General features: G+C 59.6%; 22 protein-coding genes and 1 pseudogene. 16 read left to right on the forward strand and 7 right to left on the reverse strand.

The window, feature by feature from the left end; genetic code table 11:
- Positions 1-38 precede the first annotated feature (38 nt).
- The 5 genes from iolD to iolG are packed head-to-tail and all read left to right on the forward strand — an operon-like array spanning position 39 to position 5,570.
- Positions 39-1,904 (forward strand): 3D-(3,5/4)-trihydroxycyclohexane-1,2-dione acylhydrolase (decyclizing), encoded by a 1,866-nt coding sequence (gene iolD, locus BLR85_RS12615; protein WP_093156304.1) that lies wholly within the window; start codon positions 39-41, stop codon positions 1,902-1,904.
- Positions 1,904-2,887 (forward strand): 5-dehydro-2-deoxygluconokinase, encoded by a 984-nt coding sequence (gene iolC, locus BLR85_RS12620; protein WP_093156307.1) that lies wholly within the window; start codon positions 1,904-1,906, stop codon positions 2,885-2,887. The genes iolD and iolC overlap by 1 nt, the downstream gene beginning before the upstream one ends.
- A gap of 14 nt (positions 2,888-2,901) precedes the next feature.
- Positions 2,902-3,744: a 5-deoxy-glucuronate isomerase gene (locus BLR85_RS12625; protein WP_093156309.1), complete on the forward strand. Its 843-nt coding sequence runs from the start codon at positions 2,902-2,904 to the stop codon at positions 3,742-3,744.
- Positions 3,741-4,580 carry a class II fructose-bisphosphate aldolase gene (locus tag BLR85_RS12630; RefSeq protein ID WP_093156311.1) on the forward strand — a complete coding sequence of 280 codons (840 nt, stop codon included), beginning with the start codon at positions 3,741-3,743 and terminating at the stop codon, positions 4,578-4,580. The genes BLR85_RS12625 and BLR85_RS12630 overlap by 4 nt, the downstream gene beginning before the upstream one ends.
- 6 nt (positions 4,581-4,586) lie before the next feature.
- Positions 4,587-5,570: an inositol 2-dehydrogenase gene (iolG, locus tag BLR85_RS12635; protein ID WP_093156314.1), complete on the forward strand. Its 984-nt coding sequence runs from the start codon at positions 4,587-4,589 to the stop codon at positions 5,568-5,570.
- Between the two features lie 61 nt (positions 5,571-5,631).
- Here the strand turns inward: iolG and BLR85_RS12640 are convergent.
- A pseudogene (locus tag BLR85_RS12640) lies at positions 5,632-6,021 on the reverse strand (DDE-type integrase/transposase/recombinase); the annotation flags it as partial.
- 64 nt (positions 6,022-6,085) lie between these two features.
- Between BLR85_RS12640 and BLR85_RS29135 the strand changes: the two are divergent.
- On the forward strand, positions 6,086-6,247 hold the full coding sequence (locus tag BLR85_RS29135; protein ID WP_170844557.1) for a hypothetical protein: 162 nt from the start codon (positions 6,086-6,088) through the stop codon (positions 6,245-6,247).
- Between the two features lie 53 nt (positions 6,248-6,300).
- On the opposite strand, the gene BLR85_RS12645 is transcribed toward BLR85_RS29135, so the two are convergent.
- Genes BLR85_RS12645 through BLR85_RS12660 form a run of 4 tightly spaced genes read right to left on the reverse strand, consistent with a single transcriptional unit; the run spans position 6,301 to position 11,451 of the window.
- Positions 6,301-7,374, reverse strand: coding sequence for a tartrate dehydrogenase (locus BLR85_RS12645; RefSeq protein WP_093156316.1), 1,074 nt, complete (start codon positions 7,372-7,374; stop codon positions 6,301-6,303).
- A gap of 10 nt (positions 7,375-7,384) precedes the next feature.
- Positions 7,385-8,467: a tartrate dehydrogenase gene (locus BLR85_RS12650; protein ID WP_093156318.1), complete on the reverse strand. Its 1,083-nt coding sequence runs from the start codon at positions 8,465-8,467 to the stop codon at positions 7,385-7,387.
- Between the two features lie 14 nt (positions 8,468-8,481).
- Positions 8,482-10,485 carry a tripartite tricarboxylate transporter permease gene (locus BLR85_RS12655; protein ID WP_093156321.1) on the reverse strand — a complete coding sequence of 668 codons (2,004 nt, stop codon included), beginning with the start codon at positions 10,483-10,485 and terminating at the stop codon, positions 8,482-8,484.
- Between the two features lie 12 nt (positions 10,486-10,497).
- A complete protein-coding gene (locus BLR85_RS12660; protein ID WP_093156324.1) occupies positions 10,498-11,451 on the reverse strand; it encodes a tripartite tricarboxylate transporter substrate binding protein in 954 nt (317 codons plus the stop codon).
- A gap of 225 nt (positions 11,452-11,676) precedes the next feature.
- Here BLR85_RS12660 and BLR85_RS12665 point away from each other — a divergent pair, with 225 nt between their 5' ends.
- From BLR85_RS12665 to BLR85_RS12675, 3 genes are all read left to right on the forward strand, one after another.
- Entirely contained in the window at positions 11,677-12,627 is a 951-nt protein-coding gene (locus BLR85_RS12665; protein ID WP_093156327.1) for a LysR family transcriptional regulator, read from the forward strand.
- A 59-nt stretch (positions 12,628-12,686) separates the two neighbouring features.
- On the forward strand, positions 12,687-13,589 hold the full coding sequence (locus tag BLR85_RS12670; protein ID WP_170844558.1) for a LysR family transcriptional regulator: 903 nt from the start codon (positions 12,687-12,689) through the stop codon (positions 13,587-13,589).
- Between the two features lie 118 nt (positions 13,590-13,707).
- The gene (locus tag BLR85_RS12675; protein ID WP_093156333.1) at positions 13,708-14,871 is read left to right on the forward strand and encodes a mandelate racemase/muconate lactonizing enzyme family protein; all 1,164 of its coding nucleotides are present in this window, start codon (positions 13,708-13,710) and stop codon (positions 14,869-14,871) included.
- Positions 14,872-15,190: 319 nt separating this feature from the next.
- On the opposite strand, the gene amrS is transcribed toward BLR85_RS12675, so the two are convergent.
- Complete coding sequence (gene amrS, locus BLR85_RS12680; RefSeq protein WP_093156336.1) at positions 15,191-16,255, reverse strand: AmmeMemoRadiSam system radical SAM enzyme; 1,065 nt, start codon at positions 16,253-16,255, stop codon at positions 15,191-15,193.
- A gap of 86 nt (positions 16,256-16,341) precedes the next feature.
- Here amrS and amrB point away from each other — a divergent pair, with 86 nt between their 5' ends.
- The 3 genes from amrB to BLR85_RS12695 all read left to right on the forward strand — a co-directional run bounded on the left by amrB (position 16,342) and on the right by BLR85_RS12695 (position 19,524).
- Positions 16,342-17,697: an AmmeMemoRadiSam system protein B gene (gene amrB, locus BLR85_RS12685; protein WP_093156339.1), complete on the forward strand. Its 1,356-nt coding sequence runs from the start codon at positions 16,342-16,344 to the stop codon at positions 17,695-17,697.
- A 420-nt stretch (positions 17,698-18,117) separates the two neighbouring features.
- Complete coding sequence (locus tag BLR85_RS12690; RefSeq protein WP_093156341.1) at positions 18,118-18,855, forward strand: dienelactone hydrolase family protein; 738 nt, start codon at positions 18,118-18,120, stop codon at positions 18,853-18,855.
- Positions 18,856-18,987: 132 nt separating this feature from the next.
- Positions 18,988-19,524: a histidine phosphatase family protein gene (locus tag BLR85_RS12695; RefSeq protein ID WP_093156344.1), complete on the forward strand. Its 537-nt coding sequence runs from the start codon at positions 18,988-18,990 to the stop codon at positions 19,522-19,524.
- 101 nt (positions 19,525-19,625) lie between these two features.
- Here the strand turns inward: BLR85_RS12695 and BLR85_RS12700 are convergent, their stop codons facing one another.
- On the reverse strand, positions 19,626-20,333 hold the full coding sequence (locus BLR85_RS12700; RefSeq protein WP_093156347.1) for a DUF1194 domain-containing protein: 708 nt from the start codon (positions 20,331-20,333) through the stop codon (positions 19,626-19,628).
- Between the two features lie 224 nt (positions 20,334-20,557).
- Here BLR85_RS12700 and BLR85_RS12705 point away from each other — a divergent pair, with 224 nt between their 5' ends.
- The 4 genes from BLR85_RS12705 to BLR85_RS12720 all read left to right on the forward strand — a co-directional run bounded on the left by BLR85_RS12705 (position 20,558) and on the right by BLR85_RS12720 (position 26,399).
- Positions 20,558-21,046 (forward strand): peptidase associated/transthyretin-like domain-containing protein, encoded by a 489-nt coding sequence (locus BLR85_RS12705; protein WP_093156350.1) that lies wholly within the window; start codon positions 20,558-20,560, stop codon positions 21,044-21,046.
- An 18-nt stretch (positions 21,047-21,064) separates the two neighbouring features.
- Positions 21,065-21,676 (forward strand): ferric reductase-like transmembrane domain-containing protein, encoded by a 612-nt coding sequence (locus BLR85_RS12710; RefSeq protein WP_093156353.1) that lies wholly within the window; start codon positions 21,065-21,067, stop codon positions 21,674-21,676.
- A gap of 360 nt (positions 21,677-22,036) precedes the next feature.
- A complete protein-coding gene (locus BLR85_RS12715) occupies positions 22,037-23,578 on the forward strand; it encodes a glutamate synthase-related protein (RefSeq protein ID WP_093156356.1) in 1,542 nt (513 codons plus the stop codon).
- A gap of 520 nt (positions 23,579-24,098) precedes the next feature.
- Positions 24,099-26,399 (forward strand): arginine/lysine/ornithine decarboxylase, encoded by a 2,301-nt coding sequence (locus tag BLR85_RS12720; RefSeq protein ID WP_093156359.1) that lies wholly within the window; start codon positions 24,099-24,101, stop codon positions 26,397-26,399.
- Positions 26,400-26,537: the final 138 nt, after the last annotated feature.

Genomic DNA, 26,537 nt, shown 5'->3' on the forward strand with positions numbered 1-26,537 from the left:
AGAGTCGTTGCGGAGGGCAACCGGGAGAAAGAACGAGCATGGGTGCAGAGACAATCCGCCTCACAACGGCGCAAGCCATCATTCGCTGGCTTGCCAACCAGTTCATTGAGATTGATGGAGAGGAAATTCGCCTTTGCGGCGGGGGTTTTGGAATCTTCGGGCACGGCAACGTGACCTGCCTTGGCGAGGCACTCTACAATCATCGTGAGGAGCTCCCGCTCTACCGCGGACAGAACGAACAGAGCATGGGCTTTGCGGCAGCCGCCTACGCCAAACAGTGGCTGCGCCAGAGGTTCATGTTCTGCACGGCGAGTGCCGGGCCGGGCACGTCAAATCTTGTTACCTCCGCCGCGCTGGCGCATGCCAACCGACTGCCCATGCTCATGCTTTGCGGCGATACATATCTCAGCCGACTGCCGGACCCCGTATTGCAGCAGATGGAGAATTTTCAGGATCCGACCTTTGGTGTGAACGATGCCTTCAAGCCGGTTGTGCGCTACTGGGACCGGATCTCGCACCCGGCGCAAGTCATTCAATCTCTGCCGGCAGCGCTTGCCACCATGCTGGATCCCGGTGACTGCGGCCCCGCTTTCCTTGGGCTTCCACAGGACGTGCAGGGTTGGACCTATGATTTTCCGACCGTCTTCTTCGAACGCAAGGTTCACCGTATCCGCCGCGTCGCCCCGGATACCGATGAAGTCGCGGATGCAGTTGCGTTGCTGACCTCGGCGCGACGCCCCATGATCATTGCAGGCGGTGGGGTACAGTACTCCCGCGCCGTGGCCGAACTCACCGCCTTTGCCGAAGCGCACAAGATCCCTGTCGTCGAAACGATTGCCGGCCGGGCCAACCTGCTTGCATCCCACCCGCTCAACATTGGACCCATCGGGGTTACCGGATCGGACAGCGCCAACGCGATCGCGGAAAAAGCCGACGTTATTGTCGCTGTTGGTACGCGCCTGCAGGATTTCACCACCGGGTCATGGACAGCATTCGACATGAGCGCGCGTTTCATCTCGCTCAACGCCGCAAGGTTCGATGCAGGTAAACACCGCTCGCTTCCCGTGGTGGGCGACGCGAAACGCGCACTGGAGGCGCTCGGGTCCGCCATGGTGGGCTACACGGCTCCAGCCGATTGGGTCGAATTCGCGCAGGCTCAACGCAAGCAATGGGATGGCTACGTTGCGGACAATGTGGCTCTTGGCAACCGACCGAACTCCTACGCGCAGGCGATCGGCGTGGTGAACGCGCTCTGCGACCCTCGCGACCGCGTCGTGACGGCATCCGGAGGATTGCCGGCCGAAGTGACGGCCAACTGGCGTACGCTATCGCAGGGAACGGTCGACGTGGAATTCGGGTACTCTTGCATGGGCTACGAGATTGCCGGTGGATGGGGCGCCCGGATCGCGCAGGACGAGCGGGAACCCGACAAAGACACCATCGTTTTCGTCGGTGACGGAGCCTACCTGCTGCTGAACTCGGACATCTATTCCTCTGTCCTGACCCGAAAAAAGCTGATCGTCATCCTGCTCGACAACGGCGGCTGGGCCGTCATCAACAAGCTTCAGAACAATACCGGAAACGAAAGCTTCAACTGCCTTATCGAGGATGCCCCCACGATCCCGGAACCCTTCCTCGTGGATTTCGAGGCACATGCCGCCTCGATGGGTGCGACTGCCGAGACTGTCGCCAATGCCGCGGAACTGGGCGAAGCATTCAAGCGGGCCAAAGCGTCAGACAAGACCTACGTGATCTGCATGAAGGTTGAGGCTTACAATTCCTGGACCGATCAGGGCCACACGTGGTGGGAATGCGGCACGCCTCATGTTTCGGAGAGCGCCAAGGTTCGCGCGGCGCACGCGGAGTGGGAATCGGCCCGCACAGGTCAGCGGAGGGGCGTGTGATGAGCACCCTTATCGACGGAATCCGCAAGAATAGTTTCGTGGTATTCGGGCGGGCCGGCATGGACATGTTTGCCGATCCGCAAGGCACGAAGGCAGAAGTCGCAGAGACCTTCCGGTCAGGCCTCGGAGGCTCGTCGGCCAATATCTGCGCCGGGTTGTGCAAGTTGGGCGGACAATCGGCACTCGTAACCTCGATATCAAACGATTGTGTTGGCAGATACTGCGCCAACCAGCTCCGCCATTACGGCGTCGATACCCAATACCTGCGCGTGCTGGACGGCGAATATCGCATTTCGCTTGCGGTCTACGAGAGCACGATGGAGGATTTTCAACTCTGCATCTATCGCAACAACGCGGTCGATTTCCAGGTCACCGAAGAAGACGTTGACCGAGTAGACTACAACGCTTTCGGCGCCCTGATTACCGCCGGCACCGTTTTTGCCGCCGAACCCTCCCGCGGCTCCACGTTCCGTGCATTCCGGAACGCCCGAAATGCCGGTCTTCCGGTGATTTTCGATATCGACTACCGCCCATACTCCTGGCCATCGCCCGAGGTCGCATCAGAGGTGCTGTCCCGTGCCGGGGACGAAAGCGACCTTATCGTCGGCAATGACGAGGAGTTCGGTTTCATGGCTGGCGACATGGACAAGGGGCTCGACAAGGCGCGCGAACTCGCCCGGCAGCTTGGACGCATTGTGATCTACAAGATGGGCCAGAAGGGCGCCATCACGCTGGCAGACGGCCAGGAAATCCGCACCGGCATCTTTCCCGTGACCGCAGTCAAACCGAATGGCGCCGGCGACAGTTTCATGGCTGGCCTTCTGGCTGGCATCGCGGAGGGCCGGGACTTGCGCGAGGCTGTTCTGCGCGGCTCGGCCTGCGCCTCCATCGTCGTCTCCAAACCAGGCTGCGCTCCATCGATGCCGACAACCGCAGAACTTGATGCATTTCTTGCCACCTATCCCGGCCCAACCGACAACTGAAAAGGCCACATTCCATGCACATCGCCCCACATGACAACCAGAACCAGCCCATCGTGGATACCAATCATCCGTTGGTACCGCTCAACTACTTCAACATTGTAAAGCTAACCAAGGGCCAGAGCTTCGAGTACGCCGTGCCGGGTTACGAAACCTGCGTCGTGCCTGCCACCGGTACCGTAAATGTCGAAGTAGAGGGCGTCACCTTTGCGTCGCTTGGCAACCGAACAATCGACGTCTGGGACGGCGAGCCCGAAGGCGTTTACGTACCCGTTGGCGCGAAAGTCCGGATTACCTGCGAGACCGACGCGACCGAAACATTCATCGCGGGCGCCAAGTACGACAAGGTTCTGGAGCCGTTCGACGTCCGCGCCGATGGGCTTGACGTGGTGCAATACGGCTCGGACGACACCAAGACGCACCGCAAGATCAAGCACATTCTCGGCGCAAGCCACCATGACAAGGTGGGCCGACTGCTCGTGAGCGAACTTTATACGGTCGGCCAGGGTGGATGGTCGGGCTTCCCCAGCCACAAGCATGACACCGATCGCCTGCCCGACGAAACCCGCCATGACGAAACCTACAATTTCCGGTTCCGCCCGAACTATGGCTCAGGCGTTCAGATGCTGCAAAGGGAGGATAACGAGCCCGGCGACGCCTATCACATCATGGATGGCTCCACGATCCTGATCGACAAGGGCTACCACCCCTGTGCGGTTCTCCCGGGGTACGAGATGTACTACTTCACCATTCTTGGCGGGTTAAGCCAGCGCAGCCTGCGACAGTACTTCCAGCCGACCCACGCGGCCCAACTCCACACGATACCCGGCATCATGGACATGGTGGCCAAGTTCAAATGACGATCGCGACACTTGCGGAGGTCTTGCAACCGGCTCTGAGACAGGGCTACGCCGTGGCAGGTCTGGTGACGCTCGGCTGGGAGGACATGCGCGCCTATGTGGATGCCGCCGAATCCGAGCAGGTGCCGGTCATCCTGCAGGCAGGCCCTTCTTGCCGGGAACACACACCTTTGCCGATCCTGGGCAAGATGTTTCGGTATCTGGCCGAGGGAGCATCGGTGCCAGTCGTGGCACATCTCGACCACGGCTACACGATGGAAGAATGCCGAATCGCTCTGGACTCGGGTTTTACCTCGCTCATGTATGATGGCTCACGCAAGCCGCTTGCCCAGAACATGGACGAGACTGCTGCCGTTGCCGAACTCGCCCATTCGGCCGGAATATCCTGCGAGGGTGAAATCGGCTTCGTGGGATATTCCGAGGGAGAGGCTTCCGCAGGCACCGATCCCGAGGAGGCTGCGGCCTTCGCGCGTGCAACGGGCGTGGATGCCATGGCGATCTCTGTCGGCAACGTCCATCTGCAACAGCAGAGTGGCGAGGGTCTGGACGAGGGACGCATTCGAGCGATCGAAGCTGTGACGACCGTTCCGCTCGTAATTCACGGCGGATCCGGTGTGCCGATCGAACAGCGTCGGATCCTGTCGCACGGTTCCGCCATCTGCAAATTCAACATCGGTACTGAACTCCGCATGGCCTTTGGTACAGCGCTGAGGAGCGCCGTTAACCGGGACAAAAATCGGTTCGATCGGGTTCAGATCCTCAAGGAAACTCATGATCCTCTTGTCGATGCGGCGCGACAGGTGTTGCGTCCGATCAGCAAGCCAATGGAAAGGTAGTGCAAAATGCGCATCGGAATTCTCGGTTGTGGCCGTATCGGTCGTGTTCACGCCGGCAGCGTTCTGGCGTTGCCTGACACACGACTGGTCGCCGTCGCCGATGCCATTCACGAGTCTGCGCGGGCACTGGCGGATGAGACCGGGTCAGACGCCCGGACAGCGGAAGAGATCGTCTCGGCCGATGATATCGACGCCGTGGTGATCGCCACGCCTACAACGACCCATTACGATCTGATCCATGCCCTTGCGTCAGCGGGAAAGGCAATTTTCTGCGAAAAGCCCATCGACATGTCGGCAGCCCGTATTCGGGAATGCATCGACGCGGTGAACCGGGCCAACATACCTTTCATGACGGGGTTCAACCGACGTTTCGATCCGAACTTCGCCCGGCTTCAACGGCTGATCAGCGAGGGCGAAATCGGCAATGTGGAGATCGTGACAATTCTTTCGCGCGATCCGTCACCACCACCGCATGACTACGTCCGCACCTCGGGCGGGCTGTTCCGGGACATGATGATCCATGATTTCGACATGGCCCGCTTTCTGCTTGGAGAGGAGCCTGACATGATCCACGCGGTCGGTTCGGCCCTCGTGGATCCGGAAGTGGCCAGACTTGGCGATGTTGATACCGCCGCGGTGACGCTGACCACGCCAAGTGGCCGGATATGCCAGATATCCAATTCCCGACGGGCCACCTACGGCTATGACCAGAGGATAGAGGTGCACGGAGCGAAGGGCTTGCTCCGGGCCGGCAATGTCCACCAGAACACGGTCGAGTTAGCCACTCGAGCGGGTTATCAAAGCGCGCCTGCAAAGGAGTTCTTCCTCGAACGTTACGAGGCCGCATATCGGAATGAACTGGAAAGCTTCATTTCCAGCGTTCGCACCGTTACACAGCCGGTACCCTCGATCCATGATGGCCTCAAGGCGCAACTGATTGCGGATGCTGCGACGGAATCCTGGAAAACTGGTCGGTCCGTGCAGATATAGCGAAGCTGGGTGGTGTCAGACCAATTCGAACTCGTCTCACTAAGGGCAGGACGGCTGGCCCTTATGTCGTATCGAGCTGACGCCACTCGGCGAGAGCGGCGGCGAACAACTGCAGACTTCGCAATCGCCTGAAGCGCTGTATTGCCCTCTCTCTTCGTGGAAATGGCAGGTGCGAATTCTCCGCCCGGTCGTTCATCCACTGGCCGGTTTCCTGCAAATCCACCGAAAAAATTGGCTCTAAGGTTGCCCCGGAGGATCGAAGTTAGTCAGTGACGATGGCCTCGGGCTGACCGTACCGCCGAATTGTTTTCTTGAGGAATTTCAATGCCGCCTTCTTGTCCCGTTTCTTCGTCACGGAGCTCTCCAATACCTCGCCCTCGTGATCGACTGCCCGCCAGAGATCGTGCCGCTCGCCGTTGATCTTCACGAACATCTCGTCGAGATGCCACTGTCACGGCGGCCATCATGCGAAAGCTCATCGTCCTCGCCAAGGCGCTGATCCGCGATCGTCTCTTATGGCAAGCCTCACGCACTTGACCAAAACGGATGCTCTGACATCACCGAATGAAGCCATCGCCAACCATTTCGACACCCAAAGCCATCGGATTTCCCACCGCACGCCGAAGACCCTGCGCGCCAGGGCCTCGGCCGAATGGCTTGAGATCTTCGCGGTCTGAGGCCAACTTCGGAAAATGCTGTCGCTGACAGGGATTTGCCGTGACAGCGCCCCTCAGTCGAGCGCATCTGCCACAGATTTTCCGCACATCTGTGTGTCAGCCTGCCCGCCGAGATCCCTTGTTCGCATGGCCGGTTCAGAGAGAATGCGTTCGATTGCGCGCATGATGTCGGACGCGGCTTCCGCGTGACCCAGGTGGTCGAGCATCATCGCTCCCGCCCAGATCTGCCCGATCGGATTGGCGATGCCCTGACTGGCTATGTCGGGAGCGGAACCGTGCACGGGTTCGAACAGCGAAGGGAACTCGCGTTCGGGATTGATATTTCCAGAGGGCGCGATGCCGATGGTTCCGGCGCAGGCGGGGCCAAGATCGGAAAGGATGTCACCAAACAGGTTCGATGCCACCACGACGTCGAACTTGTCCGGATTAAGCACGAAATGCGCGGTCAGGATGTCTATGTGGTACTTGTCGACGCTGATCCCCGGATAGTCCTTCGCCATTTCCGCCACGCGTTCGTCCCAATAAGGCATGGTGATGGAGATGCCGTTGGACTTCGTGGCCGAGGTCAGTTTTGCACGCGGTCGTGTGGCCGCGAGTTCGAACGCGTATTTCAATACCCGATCCACGCCAATCCGGCTCATTACCGTCTCCTGCAGGACCACCTCGCGCGGCGTGCCGGCAAACATCTTTCCGCCGATGGAAGAATACTCGCCCTCGGTGTTCTCGCGCACGATCATCATGTCGATGTCGCCGGGCTCGCGCCCCACAAGGGGACAAGGCACCCCCGGCATGAGGCGCGCGGGGCGCAGGCTGATATACTGGTCGAACTCGCGACGGAATTGGATCAGCGACCCCCAGAGGGAAACGTGATCGGGCACGGTTTCGGGCCAACCCACGGCACCGAAGAACAACGCATCGTGGCCACCGACCTGCTCTTTCCAGTCATCCGGCATCATTTGCCCGTGTTTCTGGAAGTAGTCACAGGATGCGAAATCGAACTCGTCGAACCGCATGTCGATATTGTGACGTTTCGCAACGGCCTCCAGAACGCGAAGTCCCTCCGGCACGACCTCCTTGCCGATTCCGTCGCCGGGAATGACCGCGATCTTCAAGTGATTATCTGTCATTGTGTGTCTCTCAATCGTTGCGGCCGCGAAGGCTCTCGACAACGGCGTCCGTGACCATGCGGGTCGTCGCATTCCCGCCAAGGTCGGGCGTGTGCAGCGCGGGATCGGCCGTCACTGCTTCCACCGCCTGCATGAGGCGCTCCGCTGCGGGCGTCTCGCCCAGGTGTTCAAGCATCATCGCGGCTGTCCAGAAGGTCGCCACGGGGTTCGCCACGCCCTTGCCGGTGATGTCGAAGGCCGAGCCATGGATTGGTTCGAACATGGAAGGCGTATCGCGTTCCGGGTTCAGGTTTGCCGTGGGCGCGACCCCGATCGAGCCGGAGAGGGCCGCAGCGAGATCCGACAGGATGTCGGCATGCAGGTTGGTGGCGACGATGGTATCGAGCGAGGCCGGTTTCATCGTCATGCGGACCGTCATCGCATCGACCAGCATCTTGTCCCAGGTAACGTCCGTGAAGTCTTGCGCCACTTCGGCAGCGATCTGGTCCCACAGGACCATGCCATGCCGCTGCGCGTTTGACTTGGTCACAACGGTCAGGAGCTTGCGTGGACGCGACTGAGCCAGCTTGAAGGCAAAGCGCATGATCCGCTCGATGCCAGCGCGCGTGAAGATCGAGACATCCGTTGCCACTTCGAGTGGCAGCCCGGGATGCGATCGGCCGCCCTGTCCGGCGTATTCGCCTTCGGAGTTTTCGCGCACGATCACCCAGTCCAGTTCGCCGGCGTTCACGTGGCGGAGCGGAGACTGGATGCCCGGCAACACGCGCGTGGGGCGCACGTTGGCATACTGATCCAACGGCTGGCAGATCGCGAGGCGCAGGCCCCAGAGCGTCAGGTGATCCGGAACGTCTGGCGCACCGACCGCTCCGAACAGGATGGCATCGAAGCTGCGAAGCTGGTCTGCCCCGTCGGCGGGCATGAATTCCCCCGTACGCTTGTACCGGTCGGTGCTCCAATCGAAGTTGGTCACATTGAGTGCGAAGCCACCGTCGCGGTCGGCAAGGACGTCGAGGACTACAAGGCAAGCGTCGACGACTTCCACACCAATCCCGTCGCCGCCAATCGCGGCGATCTTGTACGTTTTCCTGGTCATTGAATGTCTCCGTTTCAGAACAACAGGCCAGTTGGCATGCGAAGAAGCAGCACTTCGGCCATAAGCCACCAGAAGGCCGTGCAGATAAGCAGGCCGGCCGTGATCCAGATTGCCCACATCTTTGCGGGCGGGTTGTCGTAGTCCGCGATAACCATGATCGCGATGAAGGCGGCCATGCTGGTTACCAGAAAGCCGATCGCGGGCATCAGCACGACCCATGCCAACATCACGGCCCCAAGCGCGATCCGATGCTTGGCAGCGGCATTCAGTTCAATTGCCTCGCTCGGTCCGCCGGCAGGTAGACGCAAGTTCATGGCGATGAGAATGGCCGAAAACGCGATTAGAGCGGCGGCGATCGTCTTCGGGAACACCGATCCCAGTGGCGACATGCCGGAGGCGCCAAGGTAGATCACCACGCCCAGAACAATGAAGATGCCTGCGATGACCATGCCGGGAACGTCGCGCTGCTTCGGCTCCGGCGCGATCCCGGTCCCATCGTCGGCCAGTTGCTCGGCGACCTGCGCTAGCTGTGCGCGCCGCTTCGATTTCCAGTCGGCCCAGATCGGGAAAACCAGTGTCAGCACGGCAGCGCAAATGATGCCGATACTGATCGGGCGCATGAAGAACATCTCTGCCAGGCGTCCGGATGCATTGCCGATCAGATAGGTCTGCACGAAGCCCTGCTCGGCAATCGAGCCGAGGACGAGCCCTAGAACGATGGGGGAAGGCTGGAAGCCGTAGCGGTTCAGAATCCAGGCAAAGATGCCGAGAACGACCATCAACTGAGCGTCTTCGACGTTGGAGTGGATCGCGAAGGCACCGATGATCGTTAGCAAAGCGACAGTCGGGGCCAGTATCGCCTTCGGCACCTTGATGATGAAGGAATAGGCGTATCGCCCGATCAGAAGGCCGACAGGCAGCATGAGTGCGGTCGCAATGAGCAGCCCCCAGATGAACGTGTAGACGATATCTGCGTCTGTCGTGAAAAGCGTCGGGCCGATCTTGATACCCTGCACGAGCAGCGCACCAAGTATGATCGCGTCCGGCGGCGTGCCCGGAATTCCGAGCACAAGCGTCGGTATGAAACCGCCGCCAACGGTGGCATTGTTTGCTGCCTCCGTGGCGATCACTCCGTCCGGGTTGCCCTTGCCGAAGCTCTCCGGTTCGTCCGATGAACGTCGGGCCTCGGAATAGGATACAAGCCCCGCGATGGATCCCCCGGCGCCGGGCAGGATGCCGATCACCGTGCCGATCACCGAAGAGCGGATAACGTTGAACTTGCGGTTGAGTGACATGCGAAGGCTGTCACGGAAACGAAGTCCTCCCGTTTCCGACGGCTTAAGGTGTGGATCGGCCGTCGCGACGAGATCGAGGATGACGGGAACGCAATACAGACCGATGATGGCCGAGGTCAGGTCGATACCCGCCAGAAAGCGTTGCATTCCCATCGTGTACCGCACGTCGCCGCCCACCACGGCGACGCCGATCATTGAAAGGAACAGGCCGACGCAGGCACCGATGAGCCCCTTGACCGTGTTTCCGACCGACAGCGCTGCGATGAGCGTCAGACCGAACATGGCGAGCCAGAAATACTCGGTCGGACCGAATGACAGTGCAACCTTTGCCAATGGTGGCGCGAGCAGCAACAGCGATACCGCACCGACAATGCCGCCTGCGACCGAGGCGATGGTTGCGAGCGAAAGCGCCAGCCCACCGTCGCCACGCTTCGCCATAGGGAAACCGTCGAACGTCGTGGCGATTGCTGACGGCGTACCCGGCGTGTTTACGAGGATGGCGGCATAGGCACCGCCATAGATCGCACCGGTATAGATCGCGCCGAGGGCGATGAGGCCCGCGGCGGGATCCATGGTGAAAGTGAAGGGGACAAGCACGGCCACTGCCATGGTCGCCGAGAGGCCAGGAAGTGCGCCGATCACCGTTCCCAGGATCACGCCAACGAGGGCGAGCAGGAGGTTGAACGGAGTCAGCGCGTTCAGGAGGTAGCCGAGAATGTCCATCTTCTTGCGCCGTTACTGGATGATACCAAGCGCCTTGGCACCGGCGGTATACTCTTCGACACGCTCGGCGACGAACTCGTCCATCTTGTCATACCCGATATCGGTCAGCACGAAGCCGGCACTCTCCATCTTTTCGATGAAGGCAGGCTGGGCGTTGATCTGGGAGACGATATCGGAAATCCGCTGACGCAGTTCCTCGGAAGTGGAAGCCGGCACCGCCACGCCGCGATAGGCGCCGCCAACGATGTCGTATCCGAGCTCCTTGAACGTGGGAACATCCGGGAAGGACGCCAGACGTTCTTCGGAGGCAACAGCGAGCATCCTCATGGCATCCCCTTGGCTTACACCGGAGGTCGCGTAGTTGAAGCCAGCCATTGTCGAGCCGCCCAGAATCGCGGTGATCGAGGGGCCGGTGCCCGAGAACGGAACGTAGGTGGTGTTGACTTCAGCCAGCTGGTTCAACTGTACGGCAGCAAGGTTGTTGGCGGAGTTCGAACCCGAACCCGCGAAAGTAACCATGCCCGGGTTCGCCTTTGCGTGTTCAATCAGCTGATCCAGGGATTCAAACTGACTTTCCTTACGCACGAAAATCGCGTTCGGCGTGTAATGGAAGTAGTGAACCGGCGTTAGGTCTTCGGTCGCATACCCGACCGAACCGGCAAGCGGCTGCAAGACCGTGTGAGGCAGGTTGATACCCATGACGGTGTAGCCGTCGCCGGGCAGAGAGTTGAGCTGCGACCAGGCCTGCGCACCGCCCGCGCCGGGTTGATATTGGATCACCACTTGCTGTCCGGTCACGGCCTCCCATTCGGACTGCTGAAAGCGCGCCGAAATGTCGGACTCGCCACCGGCATTGAACGGGATGATGTAGGTCATCGGCTTGGTCGGGAAGTCCTCGGCCGACTGCGCAGCGAGCGGTGACGCCGCCAGCAGCCCGGCAAAGATGGTTGCAACAGTTCTTTTCATGGTTTCCTCCTCATGAATTTCCACATGGGAACACGCAGCATGTAGCGGAACCATTCAGAGACCTCGGGTCTGCCGGTTTCGGTTCCACGCCAATTCTGCCGAACAACTTTCACTTACAGACAGATGTCCGCCATCTCCTCACAGGCGGACCGGACAAACCGTAGACTACTTCGAAATTTTCTTTAATTTCAGAAAGTGAACATCATTATTGCATGCAGGTAACTAATGAGTGAGAGCGACCTGGGTTTTTTTGTGCTTCTGGCTCGACGCGAAAGCTTCGTCGAAACTGCGCGGGAGATTGGGATCACAGCTTCGGCCGTCAGCCGCCGCCTGGCACGGCTGGAGGATCGGCTCGGGGTCCGACTGATGAACCGAACAACGCGGAGAGTCAGCCTGACTGGCGAAGGCGAGGCGTATTTCAGCAAGGCCATTCTGCTATTGGGGGAAATCGAAGAACTGGAGCACAGCCTTCGCTCGGGTCAGGAGATGCCCAGTGGCCTGCTGCGCATCAATGCAACTTTCGGCTTCAGTCGAGAATATATCGCCCCGGCCGCGTCCGCGTTCCGTGAAGTCTACCCGGAAGTGGAGGTGCAACTTGTCGTGTCCGATGCGCCAATGAACCTCATCGAAAAGGGATTCGATCTGGGTATCCGGTTCGGCAACTCACCGACAAGCAACCTCACACAGCGTCTCCTTCAGAGAAACCGCAGGTTCATGTGCGCGTCACCGGCGTACCTGAAGCGATATGGAGAGCCTGCCAGCCTGCACGACCTGAGCCGCCACAACTGCATCGTTCTCAGGCAAGAATACGACGTTTATGACATTTGGCGGTTTGACGACCGCAGCGGTGAAAGCCCGTCGGCACGCGTGAAAGGAGGGCTTAGCACCAACGACGGCGAAATGGCGCGCGAATGGATGCTTGGCGGGCAGGGAATCATGCTGAGATCGGAGTGGGATATTGCGCATCATGTACGCGAAGGCCGACTACGGGTAGTGCTGCCCGAATACTTCCAGACGGCGAACATTTCCGCCATATATCCCGAGCGGCATCGCCTGACGGCCAAGGTCCGCGTTTTCGTCGACTTGCTTTCCGAACGGCTAAGGGCGGCGAACCTCAGCGCTCCGTTCCAGATCAGGAACGCTGACCTGAAACGAGCAGGCAGAATTAGAAAGTGACGCCGATTGCATCATGAAATGATGCCGATTAAGCATGAATGCAGGCGAGAGGCGATCCTATGGACTTGGCATTGCTGGAAGACTTCCTGGAATTGGCTCGCGAGCTGAATTTTTCCCGCGCGGCCGGGAACCGGAACATGACCCAACCCGCGTTCAGTCGCCGCATCAAGAATCTTGAAACCGCGTTCCAGACACCACTCATTCATCGCACGACACGTCAGGTCACTCTGACACCCGCGGGCAAGGCGTTCCAACCCCGCGCAGAAGCCATCGTCAGGATGCTTTCTGATGCCCGGCTGGAAGCTCTGGAAGCCGCAGGGCTTGCGCAACGAAACCTGAACCTCGCTGCCACCCATGCCCTGTCCTACACCTTCGTGCCTCGGTGGCTCATGCAGGTGGGCACACCTGCGGAAATTGGCGCTCTCAACATGGTGTCTGATACCTACCGGCAATGTTTGCGGCTGATGCAGAATGGCGGTGCCAGCTTCTTCATCTGCCACAAAGGCTTGGCAGGAAATCAGGAACTTCCGGGTAAACAATTCCTTTGCCACCCAATTGCCAGTGATTGTCTCGCTCCCCTCTGCGCGCCGGATGCGGAGGGCCTGCCTCTTTGGGAGCTTGGCTCGGAATCACGCGACGTGCCCTTCATAGCCTATGCGGGGGCGTCGGGCCTGCATGCCATCCTGGAAGCGCACTGGGCAGAGAATGCGCGCCCCGGCATCAAACCGACGATGAACTCGGTTCTCGCCTCGACCAATCTCGAAATGGCGAAGGAGGGTCAGGGCGTCGCCTATCTCCCCCTGTCGCTTGCCAGGAGCGATATCGAACACGGCAGCCTGACACGTGCCGGAGGCGAGGAGTTCGATGTTCCGGTGCAAGTGGTCATTTATCGCCCCCATTCCCGCATGTCGCCGCATTGCGAAGCCTTCTGGAAAAAGGTCGTCGGTCGCGCCGATGGTTGATATATGCAGGTTTGGCATGAATACGACCCAATTCAGCATTGGAATGGACCAGCTGTGATCCACTAGGTATCCGCGACGAACGCCGGCGGGCAAAAACTTTCAGCGAAGGACATCTCCAATGCGAATCGTTGACATCTGCGAAGTCACGAAACTGATCTCATCGCCGATCCGGAACGCCTATATCGACTTCAGCAAGATGACGGCAAGCTTGGTGGCGGTCGTCACCGACACCGTCAGGGACGGTCGCCGGGTCGTTGGTTATGGCTTCAATTCCAATGGACGCTACGGTCAGGGCGGCCTGATCCGGGAACGCTTCCGCGACCGCATCATCGAGGCGGATCCCGCGTCACTCATGAATGACGAAGGCACCAATCTGGACGGCCACAGGATCTGGGCCGCGATGATGCAGAACGAGAAACCGGGCGGGCATGGCGAACGTTCGGTCGCCGTCGGCACGATTGACATGGCCGTTTGGGACGCCATCGCGAAGATCGAGGGCAAACCGCTGTTCCGTCTGTTGGCCGAACGCAAGGGCGTGGAAGCGAACCCGCGGGTCTTCGTCTATGCGGCGGGCGGCTACTACTATCCGGGAAAGGACGACACAGCGCTGCGCAAGGAGATGCGCGGCTATCTCGAGCGCGGCTACAATGTCGTCAAGATGAAGATCGGCGGCGCCTCCATCAGCGAGGACCAGCGACGGATCGAGGCGGTGCTGGAAGAGATCGGCGCCGAAGCGCAACTCGCCGTCGATGCCAATGGGCGCTTCGATCTCGAAACCGCGATTGCCTATGCCAAGATGCTGCGGAACTACCCGCTCTTCTGGTATGAAGAGATCGGCGATCCGCTGGACTTCCACCTTCAAGCCGCCATGGCCGAGTTCTATCCGGGGCCCATGGCGACCGGCGAGAACCTGTTCTCGCATCAGGATGCCCGCAACCTGATACGCTACGGCGGCATGCGCCCCGACCGCGACTGGCTTCAGTTCGACTGCGCGCTTTCCTACGGTCTTGTGGAATACCTTCGAACTCTTGATGTCCTCGACCAAGCAGGTTGGTCCCCTACCCGCTGCATTCCGCATGGCGGTCACCAAATGTCGCTCAACATCGCAGCCGGTCTCGGGCTGGGCGGGAACGAGAGTTATCCGGACCTGTTCCAGCCCTACGGCGGATTCCCCGATGGAGTGAAAGTCGAGGAAGGCCACATCGTCATGCCGGAACTCCCCGGCATCGGCTTCGAAGGCAAATCCGATTTGATCAGGGTCATGCGAGAGTTGGCTGAGTAGAACAGTGGAAGATCGGGATGAGATCCATCTTCTTCTTCTATTCAATCTCGGAGTTCCGGCGCATGTGGCGATGCTTTGAACAACAGGACCCCAAGCAGCCCGACAAGTGGGAAAGCGACCCTAACCAGAACAGCTTCCCCCCCAAGAAACATCTCGCTATGGCCTGAGAGCATGTCAACCAGCGCGAATTCGATGGCAATACCGAGGTACGCGGATGATCTCGCGGCTGGTCCGGAAGTACTTGAATGGGTCGGATTTCCTCATCCCGAGATGCTAGGGGACCACCCTGCCCCGCTCGATCGGATTCCCTCTGACAACGTCACGCGATCAGGATCGGCTGCCTTCTTGGCCCCCAGGCGCCGGGTGGGCCTTCGATCACTCCGGGAAACGCGCAACCACAATTTAGGCAGTTGCCATTTTCGGTCAGATTCCATTTGGAGAGTTGATACCAATCTCGGCCGATCACCAGCCCTCCGCAATGCGCGCAGTAGCTCGAATCCGCTATTTTGTGATGTGTGTTTCCGACATAGACGTGGTGCACACCCGCGGCCTTGGCGATCTCCCGCGCGTGCAACAAGGTCGATTGCGGCGTTGGCGGCACGTCTCGCATGCGGTGATCCGGGTGAAAGGCCGAGAAATGCATCGGTACGTCCGGACCCAAGCGGTCCACTACCCATTCAACCATTTCTGTCAATTCCCCGTCGCTGTCGTTCCAGCCCGGGATCAGGAGCGTCGTGAGTTCCACCCAGCAGTCCGTTTCTTTCACGACATATTCGATGGTCTCCAGCACCGGCGCGAGATGCGAGGCCGTGAGGTCGTGGTAGAATTTCTCGGTGAAGGCCTTCAGGTCGATATTCGCCGCGTCCATGTTGGCGAAGAACTCCACGCGCGGCTCGGGCGTGATGTATCCGGCTGTCACCGCCACGCTTCGAATGCCTTTTTCATGGCAGGCCTGCGCGATGTCGACGGCGTATTCATGGAAGATCACCGGGTCGTTGTAGGTATAGGCGACGGAGGCCGCACCGGCCTTCGCCGCCGCATTCGCGATCATCTCGGGCGTTGCGTAGTCAGACAGGCTCGCGACCTCGCGACTCTTCGATATCTCGTGGTTTTGGCAGAACTTGCAGGCAAGGTTGCAGCCCGCTGTGCCGAAACTCAATACCGGCGTGCCAGGCAGGAAATGGTTGAGGGGTTTCTTCTCGATCGGGTCGATGCAGAAACCCGAGGAACGGTTATAGGTGTCGAGCACGATACGCTGGCCCTCGGCCTTGCGCACGAAGCACAGCCCGCGCTGTCCCGGCTTCAGCGCGCAGAAGCGTGGACAAAGCTCGCAAACGAGCCGTCCATCATCGGGCCGGGATGACCAGAAGCGCGCAGTTTCCAAGGTGACCTCTCCATTTTTTTGTGATCACATATTATATAGGGCAAGTAGGCTCACACAGAAGGCTGCGCGTTGCCGATAGGAGATAGATGACCGTACGCAGCTGCCGATTTGCAGGCATATTTTTCCCTGCGGAGGGCAGACAGCTCGCCGCCACAGTAGAGGATTGTCTGCGGGCAGCCGAACAAGCTGACCGGGCCGGAGCAGCCGATCCTTGTGCCATCATCTCTGCCCATGCCGGCTATCAGTATTCTGGGCTCTTTGCAGGGCTTTCCTTCGGGTCGGTCATTTGGAGGCCGGCGCGCGTCGTGGTGATCTCGCCTTCGCATCGACACTGGTTTCGCGGCCTGGCTTATCCATCCCAGGATGTTTTTTCGACTCCACTCGGCCCGCTCGAAATAGACCGTGCCGCCTGCGCAGAACTCGGCCACGCAGGCTTGGCGCATGAGGAAGACGCGGCCCATGACAATGAACATGGCATCGAAACGCAACTCCCTTTCATCCGTACACTGTGGCCGGAAGCGAAAATCGTTCCGTTGGTTTGCGGAGACGTGCCGCCCGAGCAGGTGGCAGCGGCAATCGACGCGCTCGCTGGGCCGAACACCCTGACGGTTCTTTCCTCCGACCTCAGCCATTTCCTGCGCCAGGATGAGGCCCGCCAGAAAGATGCTGAAACCGCGCGGCTGATCGAAACCAGTGAAGCGGCCGCGTTGACTTCGTACCATGCCTGCGGAGCTCGAGGCATTCAGGGGTGGCTCATATCCCGAGCCGGCCAAGCGACCAAGGCACTGAGGCTCGGAATGGGCGACAGCGCCGCTGTGAGTGGAGACCGGTCACAGGTCGTCGGGTATGGTGGCTGGGCTTTCTATCCGTCCGATGCTGCTATCCTGAACCGGAAATCGCGGGAGGAATTGCTCGGCCTCGCTCGATACGCGATAACGGAACGATTGGCGACTGGTCGCGGGGCCTCGTCCCCCCAAGAGCACGCGTCTCAGCCGCTGCAGACGGTAGCAGCCAGTTTCGTGACGCTGACGCTGGGCAGAGACCTGCGCGGTTGCATTGGGTCACTTGCGGCCCGAAGGCCTCTTGCCCTGGACGTGGCGGAAAACGCGACAGGCGCCGGTTTCCGCGACCCGCGTTTCAGGGCCGTGACTGCGGCAGAGTTGCGAGCACTGCGCATCAAGATCGCCGTTCTCGGCAAGCCGATCGAAATGGCCTTCGAAGATGAAGAGGATGCTCTGTCCCGGCTGGTACCCGGGCTCGATGGAGTGATCCTGTCCACGGCAACCCAGCGTGGAGTCTTCCTTCCGGCAGTGTGGGAGCACTTTCCGCAACCGCGGCCTTTCCTCGAAGCGCTGAAACTCAAGGCAGGACTTGCGGGAAACTATTGGAGCGAGAACGTGGCCCTGCACAGCTTTCGGGTGGAAAGCTTCGAGGAACCCTGACGCAATGGGATGAACCGCCTTCCCACCGCCCCGCAGTTATCGTTGCGGGACTGGCGAAGGAGAGGAGCATCCGATGAACATCAGGGTTTTGGGCATGGATCTGGGCAAGACGGATTGCAGCCTTGTTGCCCGGAACGCAGGCGCTCGGTGCGTTTCTCGCGGCTTGTCCGAAAATACTTGAATGGGTCGTGTTTGGTCCTTCCGAGAGGCTACGAGACCACCCTGCCCCGCTCAACCGGATTCACTCTGACACCGCCCGCCGGACCCGACTGCCGGGTGAGCGTTGCGCCGAACCGCAGGCCAGCTTGGTCCAAGAGCCTATTTCACCCGCGAGACCTTGCCGGGCCGGGCATCTGCACCATTTCGATAAAAGCGTGCTTATGCACCGAACGTTGAGACAAATGAAAATCTGGAGGATCCATGCGTTTCGCATCAATTTATATGGCATCGACGTTGGTGGCGACGTCCGTAATGGCGGAGGACGTGGCCTACACCGTCGGTGGAGAAAGTTTCACGGGCTACTGGGCCGAGGCTGAGAACCCGAAGGGGCTCGTCGTAATCGTTCACGATTGGGACGGCATGACGGATTACGAGCGCAAGCGGGCAGATATGCTTGCAGAGATGGGCTACAATGCATTCGCTCTCGACATGTTCGGGGATGGAACGCCGGCCGAAACCGTGGATCACAGGCGTGCCGCCACCGGAGCGCTGTATCAGGATCGAGCGCGCATGCGCGCGCTTGTGCAGGCCGGTGTGGAGCAGGCGCAGGCGCGCTCAAGCGTCGATGAAATGATCGTCAAGGGCTATTGCTTCGGGGGCGCCGTCGCTCTCGAAATGGCTCGCAGCGACATGGGGGACATGGCAAGTGGCTATGCAACCTTCCACGGCGGTCTCTCGACACCTGAGGGACAGGCTTGGGATGGGGACGAACCGCCGGTTCTGGTGCTTCACGGCGGCGCTGACACATCGATCACGATGGAAGACGTCGCGACCTTTGCGACCGAGCTCGAGGCGGCCGGCAATACCTACACTATCGAGGTCTATTCGAACGCGCCGCACGCCTTTACCGTGTTTGGCTCCGATCGCTACCAGGAACGCGCGGACACTGCGAGCTGGGAGACATTCTCGGCGTTCCTCGGTGAGCATTTCGCGAGCTGATCGAACGCCAATCGCACTGCACTGCACCGCGCTATGGTGCGGTGCGTTCAGAATCTGGGGTTTTGCCACTGGCCTCAAAGGGCGGACTTTGGTTCCGATCCGGCTGGCCTTCAGTCACCGAAAGCGGAATCGATGAAGAGTTTATCATTAATCCTGTTCCTCCTTCCCTGCCTCGCACTTGCGAATGACTGGAGCGCGTTACAGGAGGATGGCGCTATTGCCGTTATGCGTCACGCACTCGCGCCGGGAACTGGCGACCCATCCGAATTCAGACTTGAGGATTGCTCTACGCAGAGAAACCTGGATGAACGTGGCCGTGAGCAGGCTCGCAAAATTGGCGAAGCCATCCGTGAGCGCGGGATCGCGTTCGACACCGTTTTTTCGAGCCAATGGTGCCGCACCCGTGAGACAGCAGAACTCCTTGATGTTGGGCCGGTTGTGGAGGCACCCTCGCTGAACTCGTTCTTTCGAGACTACTCGACACGCGACAGCCAAACCCGCGCGACCCTCGACCTAATTGAAGGTACGGAAGGCAAGCTGATGCTGGTGTCTCACCAGGTGAACATATCCGCCCTCGCCGGGCAGGCTACGCGATCCGGAGAAATTCTGATTTTTCGCCTGAGAGACGGAGCGCTTGCCGTGACGGGGCGCATCCTTGTCGAGCCTTGAGGCCTCACGCAGGTTCGCCGTCGAGCCGGTCCGCATGAACTGAACAAGCTTTTTTTAGCCTATCCTTCAGGCTGTTCGGTCGCCGGGCTTGCCATTCGGTTTCAGCGGCCTGCAAACTTCCAGTCCGGACGTCGTCCCGATATTTCCAGCACCAGTTTTCGGCGGATGGCCCGGGCCAGATCGGCCTCGCTTTCGGCAGTCACGACAAAGGCGCCCGGGCCGCCAATGATGCGTTCTTCGTAAATCCGGCCCAGGTCAGGGTGGCGGCTCGGTGTATCGCAAAACCGGCAGAGGATCGGCAGCCCGTTTATGGTGATGCCCGAAGCCAGCACCTCGGCGCGAGCTGTCTCGATCGGGGGGCCGTTGAAATTGTTGGCGCTGTCGCCCGAGAAATCTATCACCTTCCGCCAGCCTTCGTGATCGTTGGTTTCGATCAGCCGCTTGCCGGTCAGAAGAGCTGAGCCGATTGCATTGCGCCCGAAGGCGCGGCGCGGCGGAAGCGGAAGTGCCTCGGCAAAGGCCGCGGCGCTTGTCGCGTCATGGATCACGGACCATGGAACCACGACGTCTTCCTCGCCGGCCGAAGCCCATTCGACGTAGGTGACAGCTATCCGCCCGTAGGCCGAGGTCTGGATGGCGGAAATTACCTGCGGGTGCGTAAGCGCCTCGGCATAGCCTTGCCGCTGAAAACGGATCTCCTCGGGGCTGATCGAACCCGAGGCATCGGCCAGCAAGACAAGCTCGACCGACACGTCCTCCGCAAGCACCGGGAAGGCCATGCAGGAGATCAAGGCAAGAATGCGGATCATTCCTGAAAGGTAGCGCAGCGCGTTAAATGCGCAAATGGGTTTCGAAAAACAGTTACAGGACGCGCGACAGGTATTCGGCCCCGGGATCACAAAACATTGATGCAATTTTCCAACCATGCGTCCAGCCGGAGCCGGAAATTGCTCCATATGTGTTATCATCCGTCCGAATTGAATCCAGCCTCAGCGCTGGACGTATGAACGCATGCTTGATTGGAGAGTCCTGAATGCCCGTCCTTCTCTTGTCCCGTCGTTCTCTTCTCGCCACCGGAAGCGCGGTTGTGGCGACCGGATTGTCCGGACGTCTGGTTCCCGCCCGCGCGCAGGGCCTAGCGCCGACGTCTTCGATGCGGGGCGGTTCCAACAACTATCTTCCTGGTGCTCCGACAGTGGATCGGATTGGCGGAGGCGGATTCTGGATGACCGGCACGGTGCGCCGCGCGGGCGATGGCGCCCCGCTTGCCGGCCAAAGAATTCAGATCTGGGCGCACACGACCGAAGGGCACGAGCGTGACCCGCACAGTCATGGTGCCACGCTCACCGATGCGAAAGGGGAGTTTAGCCTCGAGATGCCGCAGATCGTGCCCGCGTTCGGTCAGCCGCATGGCCACCTCGCCTATGACGATGCAGACTTCGAAACTGTCTTCCTGCGCCCTGTGATGCGCCGTGCAAAAGATACCAGCCTGAGCGCGCACTTCGTCCTTCAACCCGCCTGACGGGGTGGGAGCAGACGAATGAGGCGGGTCCGCTCGATGCTGATCTGGTGTGCCCTTGCGACAGCCATAGCTGTGCCGATCTCCCTTGCGGCGGCAAGCCCGCTGATCGCATGGCGCGATCCAGTATACATCGCTGGCGGTTTCGCAGGGGTTATCGCGATGGGCCTCATCATCCTTCAGCCATTGCTGGCCGGCGGCTACCTGCCCGGAATCTCCACACTCGGGCGGCGACGCATGCATCGCTGGATCGGCGCACTGCTTGTCGCGGTAGTTGTGATTCACGTTGCAGCCCTCTGGATCACCAGCCCACCGGACGTGTTGGATGCCCTTCTCTTCGCCTCGCCAACGCCGTTCTCTGCCTGGGGCGTGATCGCCATGTGGGCAATCTTCGCCGCGGCTATCCTGGCCGCTCTTCGCCGAAGGCTGCGCCTGCGATGGCGCACATGGCGCCTTGCCCATGTAATCTTCGCGACCGTGACCGTCATCGGGAGCGTGGTTCATGCCTTGCTGATCGAAGGGACGATGGAGACGGTCTCCAAGACCGTTCTCTGCGCACTTGTCATCGCGGCAACGACAAAGGCATTTGCCGACCTGCAGGTGTGGTCGACCCGAACGAAGGGAGGCTCGTGATGATGGAATCACAGCCAAATCCTTCGAACGTCCATTTGGCAAGGCTGTAGACGATTCCATAAGGTGAATTGGTTGGCAACGTCGTGCCGTTCTTGCTCATTTCGCCGCCCCTCGGATTGCCGGAATTTGCTATTGCAGAAACAGTCAGGGAGGCGTCTGCCGTCTGACCGAACAAGCGAAGAGCGGCCGAGCCAGGTTATGGCCTCACTGAAGGCGACGGACGCCCGGCACGAGAACCAGCGCGTGAGCTGGCGCAAGCGAAGGGCTTCCCTAGCCGTATTATCGGACTAGGCTGTAGGAGAGACACGCCAGCACGGAAGCCAACGCCGATCATTTTCATACAGAAGGACGTAGCCCGATATGACCGAGGCCCCGATCATCGCAGCAAAATCTCCCGGAATGGTCGAACTTGAAGAGGGCAAGCGTTACACGTGGTGTCGCTGCGGGCGGTCGAAGAATCAGCCCTTCTGCGACGGATCGCACCGGGGCACCGGAATTAAGCCGATCAGTTTTACAGCCGAAAAGACAGGAAGGTCCGCACTTTGCCAGTGCAAGGCCAGCGCCAACGCGCCGTTTTGCGATGGGACGCACGCGCGACTTGGCGAGCTTTCCGTTGGCGATCCGTCTCCAGAGGGGAAGGAATCCGGTGCACCCAAGGCCGTCCCGACGCCCGAAGAACCTACGGTCGCACGCATCCACGAGCTTGCCAGGGACGGCTTGTCGAAACTCGGCCATCACGGCGAGGTAGGTGCCATGGGCGTGCCGCGCAAGGACCTGCCACACTGGGACGATATTCAGATCCTGCCGGCTCAGATGGCCCGAAAACCCCTGCTCGACGACCACAAGGTTGGTACAAGCGTCGTGATTGGCCCACGCGCCGCAAGGCCCCTGCAACTCGATATCCCGCTGTTTGTCTCCGACATGAGCTTTGGTGCCCTGTCGGAGGAAGCCAAGACAGCGCTCGCGCGCGGTGCCGAGCTGGCCGGAACCGGAATCTGTTCAGGTGAAGGCGGCATGCTGCCTGAGGAGAAGGCAGAGAACAGCCGCTACTTCTACGAACTCGCCTCTGCCCGGTTCGGCTGGCGCCCGGAACTCGTGGAGGACGTCCAGGCCTTCCATTTCAAGGGAGGACAGGGGGCCAAGACCGGCACAGGTGGACATCTGCCTGGAGAGAAGGTCCAAGGGAAGATCGCCGAGGTGCGTGGGCTAGAGCCCGGCCAGAGCGCGATCTCTCCCAGTACATTCCCAGACCTCGTAACCCCGGAGGATTTCGCGAAACTCGCCGATGAAGTGCGAGAGCGCTCGGGGGGCATTCCGATCGGGTTCAAACTCTCCGCAAATCACATCGAGGATGACATCGACTTTGCCCTCGAAGCCAGTGCCGACTACATCATCCTGGACGGGCGCGGCGGCGGGACCGGGGCGGCGCCGTTGATTTTCCGCGATCATATCTCCGTGCCGACGATTCCGGCGCTGGCGCGGGCAAGGCGGCATCTGGATGCGAAGTCAGGTCGTGAGGTCACGCTTGTTGTCACAGGTGGGCTAAGGGTCGCCGAGGACTTTGTGAAGGCGCTTGCCCTGGGTGCCGATGCCATAGCCGTGTCAAACGCGGCAATGCAGGCGGTCGGGTGCATAGCAGCCCGCATGTGCAACACCAACAACTGCCCGGTCGGCGTCGCTACCCAGAAACCGGAACTCAGGGCGCGTCTCGATGTCGAGGTAGGAGCGCAGAGGTTGGCGCGGTATTTCGGTGCGAGCGTCGAACTCATGAAAGTTCTGGCGAGGGCCTGTGGACATGGGGATCTATCGAATTTCACTGTCCACGACATTACCACTTGGAACCGTGACATGGCGGCGTTGAGCGGCATTCGGTTTGCCGGTGTCGGGCAAGAGGCAAGTTAGGGTGCGGACAGCCACCAACCTTCTTTGCGAACCAGGTATTCGATGTTCGACCACCCCACGGCCGAAACGCAACTCGACCTTCTTTCGGGCATAGTACTTCTTGATGAGGTCCTGCCCGAACTCCGGTCGCCTCTTCGAGATGTTCCGCCAATATGGCCTGAGTTCCGCCTGCGGGGGCACCGGTATACGTCGGCGGCGGGATCGAAAGGGTAGTTGGTGGCCAGGCAAGACACCGCGGTCGCAAGCGGTCCGCTGCTGGCAACAAAAACCGACTTGGCAGGGATTTTCGTTGCGCTCAGCCTCGTGACCCTCGTGACCCTCGTGATGACTTGGCTGGTATGACGCAGATAAATGAGAGGGACCCTTTCGCAGAGAAGTCGAAAGCAACCTGCGCTTGGCCCTTGACGGCCGTCATATCAACGGAGACATAATCCCAAGGTTTTTGACTCGGACGGGTTCCGAAAAAAAGCGCATCGCCAGAAAGAAAACATAGCCTGATACTGCCCTACTGGAGCCCCTTATGAAATTTCGCTTTCCCATCGTCATCATTGACGAGGACTTCCGTTCAGACAACTCTTCTGGCTTGGGCATCCGTGCCATCGCTGAAGCCATCGAGAGCGAAGGCTTTGAGGTGTTGGGCACAACCAGCTACGGAGATTTGTCGCAGTTTGCGCAACAGCAATCCCGCGCAAGTGCTTTTGTGCTGTCCATCGATGACGAGGAATTCACGCCCGGCCCCGATCTTGATCCAGCAGTGTTGAACCTGCGGTCCTTCATCGAAGAAGTGCGTTGGAAAAACAACGATGTGCCGATTTATATCTACGGCGAAACCAAGACGAGCCGCCATCTGCCCAACGATATTTTGCGCGAACTTCATGGGTTCATTCACACATTTGAAGACACACCAGAATTCGTCGCCCGCCATATCGTCCGCGACGCCAAGGCCTATCTCGAAGGTATCCAGCCGCCGTTCTTCAAGGCGCTGCTCGACTACGCAGAGGATGGATCCTACTCATGGCACTGTCCGGGGCACTCTGGCGGTGTGGCGTTTCTGAAAAGTCCTATCGGGCAGATGTACCACCAGTTCTACGGCGAGAACATGCTGCGAGCAGATGTGTGCAACTCGGTCGAGGAACTTGGCCAGTTGCTTGACCACAACGGTGCCATCGGCGCGTCCGAGCGCAATGCGGCAAGGATTTTCAATGCCGACCACTGCTTCTTTGTCACCAACGGCACCAGCACATCAAACAAGATGGTATGGCACCATACAGTCGCCCCCGGCGACGTGGTTGTCGTTGACCGAAATTGTCACAAATCCATTCTGCATAGCATCATAATGACGGGCGCTATCCCCGTTTTCATGAAACCGACGCGCAATCACTATGGCATCATCGGGCCAATTCCAAAGGCCGAGTTCGTGATCGAGGCGATCAAGGAGAAAATCCGCTCCAACCCGCTGTTGGCGCATGTGGATGCGGACACGGTCAAGCCGCGTATCATTACCCTGACGCAATCGACCTATGACGGCGTCTTGTACAACACCGAGACGATCAAGGATATGCTCGACGGCTATGTCGAGAACCTGCATTTCGACGAGGCTTGGTTGCCGCACGCGGCGTTCCACCCGTTCTATGGCACCTTCCACGCAATGGGGCGCAAGCGCGACCGACCGAGCCATTCGGTGACCTATTCGACCCAGTCAATCCACAAGCTTCTGGCCGGGATTTCGCAGGCGAGCCATGTATTGGTCCAAGACAGCAAGAACAGCAAACTGGACCGGCACCTGTTCAATGAAGCGTATCTAATGCACAGCTCGACCAGCCCTCAATATAGCATCATTGCGAGTTGCGACGTGGCTGCCGCGATGATGGAGCCTCCTGGTGGGCGCGCTCTTGTCGAAGAAAGCGTGATCGAGTCGCTCAATTTCCGTCGCGCTATGCGAAAGGTGGATGAAGAGTACGGCAACGATTGGTGGTTCCAGGTTTGGGGTCCAGAGGAGTTGGGCGAAGAAGGCGTCGACAGTCCCGAAAACTGGGTGCTGCAAAAAACGAACGCCGAAGGCGTGCAGCCGTCAGATGGCGAAGAATCCTGGCATGCCTTTGGCGACATGGCCCCCGGCTTCAACATGCTGGATCCTATCAAAGCCACCATCATCACGCCGGGTATGAATTTTGACGGGAAGTTCGACTATTCGGGTATCCCTGCTTCAATCGTTACAAAATATCTGGCTGAGCATGGTGTTGTCGTCGAGAAGACGGGTCTCTACAGCTTCTTCATCATGTTTACGATCGGGATCACCAAGGGCCGCTGGAATTCGCTTCTGACCGAGTTGCAGCAGTTCAAGGACGACTATGACAAGAACGTTCCGATGTGGCGCTGCATGCCGGAATTTTGCGCCAAACAGCCGCGCTATGAACAAATGGGTCTGGGCGATATGTGCCAGCACGTCCATTCGCTATATGCCAAATCTGATGTCGCTGTTCTGTCGACGCAGATCTACCTCAGCGACCTGGTGCCCGCGATGAAGCCGACTGACGCGTTTTCCTGCATAGCCGCCCGTAAGACCCAACGCGTGCCGATAGACGATCTTGAGGGACGTATAACAACAAGCCTTGTCACACCCTACCCACCGGGCATTCCGCTTTTGATCCCAGGAGAGGTCTTCAACAAGAAGATCGTCGAATATCTGAAATTCAACAGAACCTTCGTGCGCGAATGTCCGGGGTTCGAGATCGATATTCATGGGCTGGTGCAGGAGTTGGATGAGAACAATCAGATTCAATATTTTGCAGACTGTGTTGCCACTGACGAGGAGGTTTAGCATCCGCACAGTCGGTAAGTGGCCGTTCGTGCTCCCAGAAGCATTTGACATTATGGGCTCTGACCCGCCATTCGCGGCGGAGGTCATTTACGGCTGGTTTGGGCCGTCCCTGAAGACGGCCCTCTTCTTCAGATTTCA

This window comes from Aliiruegeria lutimaris, from assembly GCF_900099935.1.
GTDB classification, from domain to species: Bacteria; Pseudomonadota; Alphaproteobacteria; order Rhodobacterales; family Rhodobacteraceae; genus Tropicimonas; species Tropicimonas lutimaris.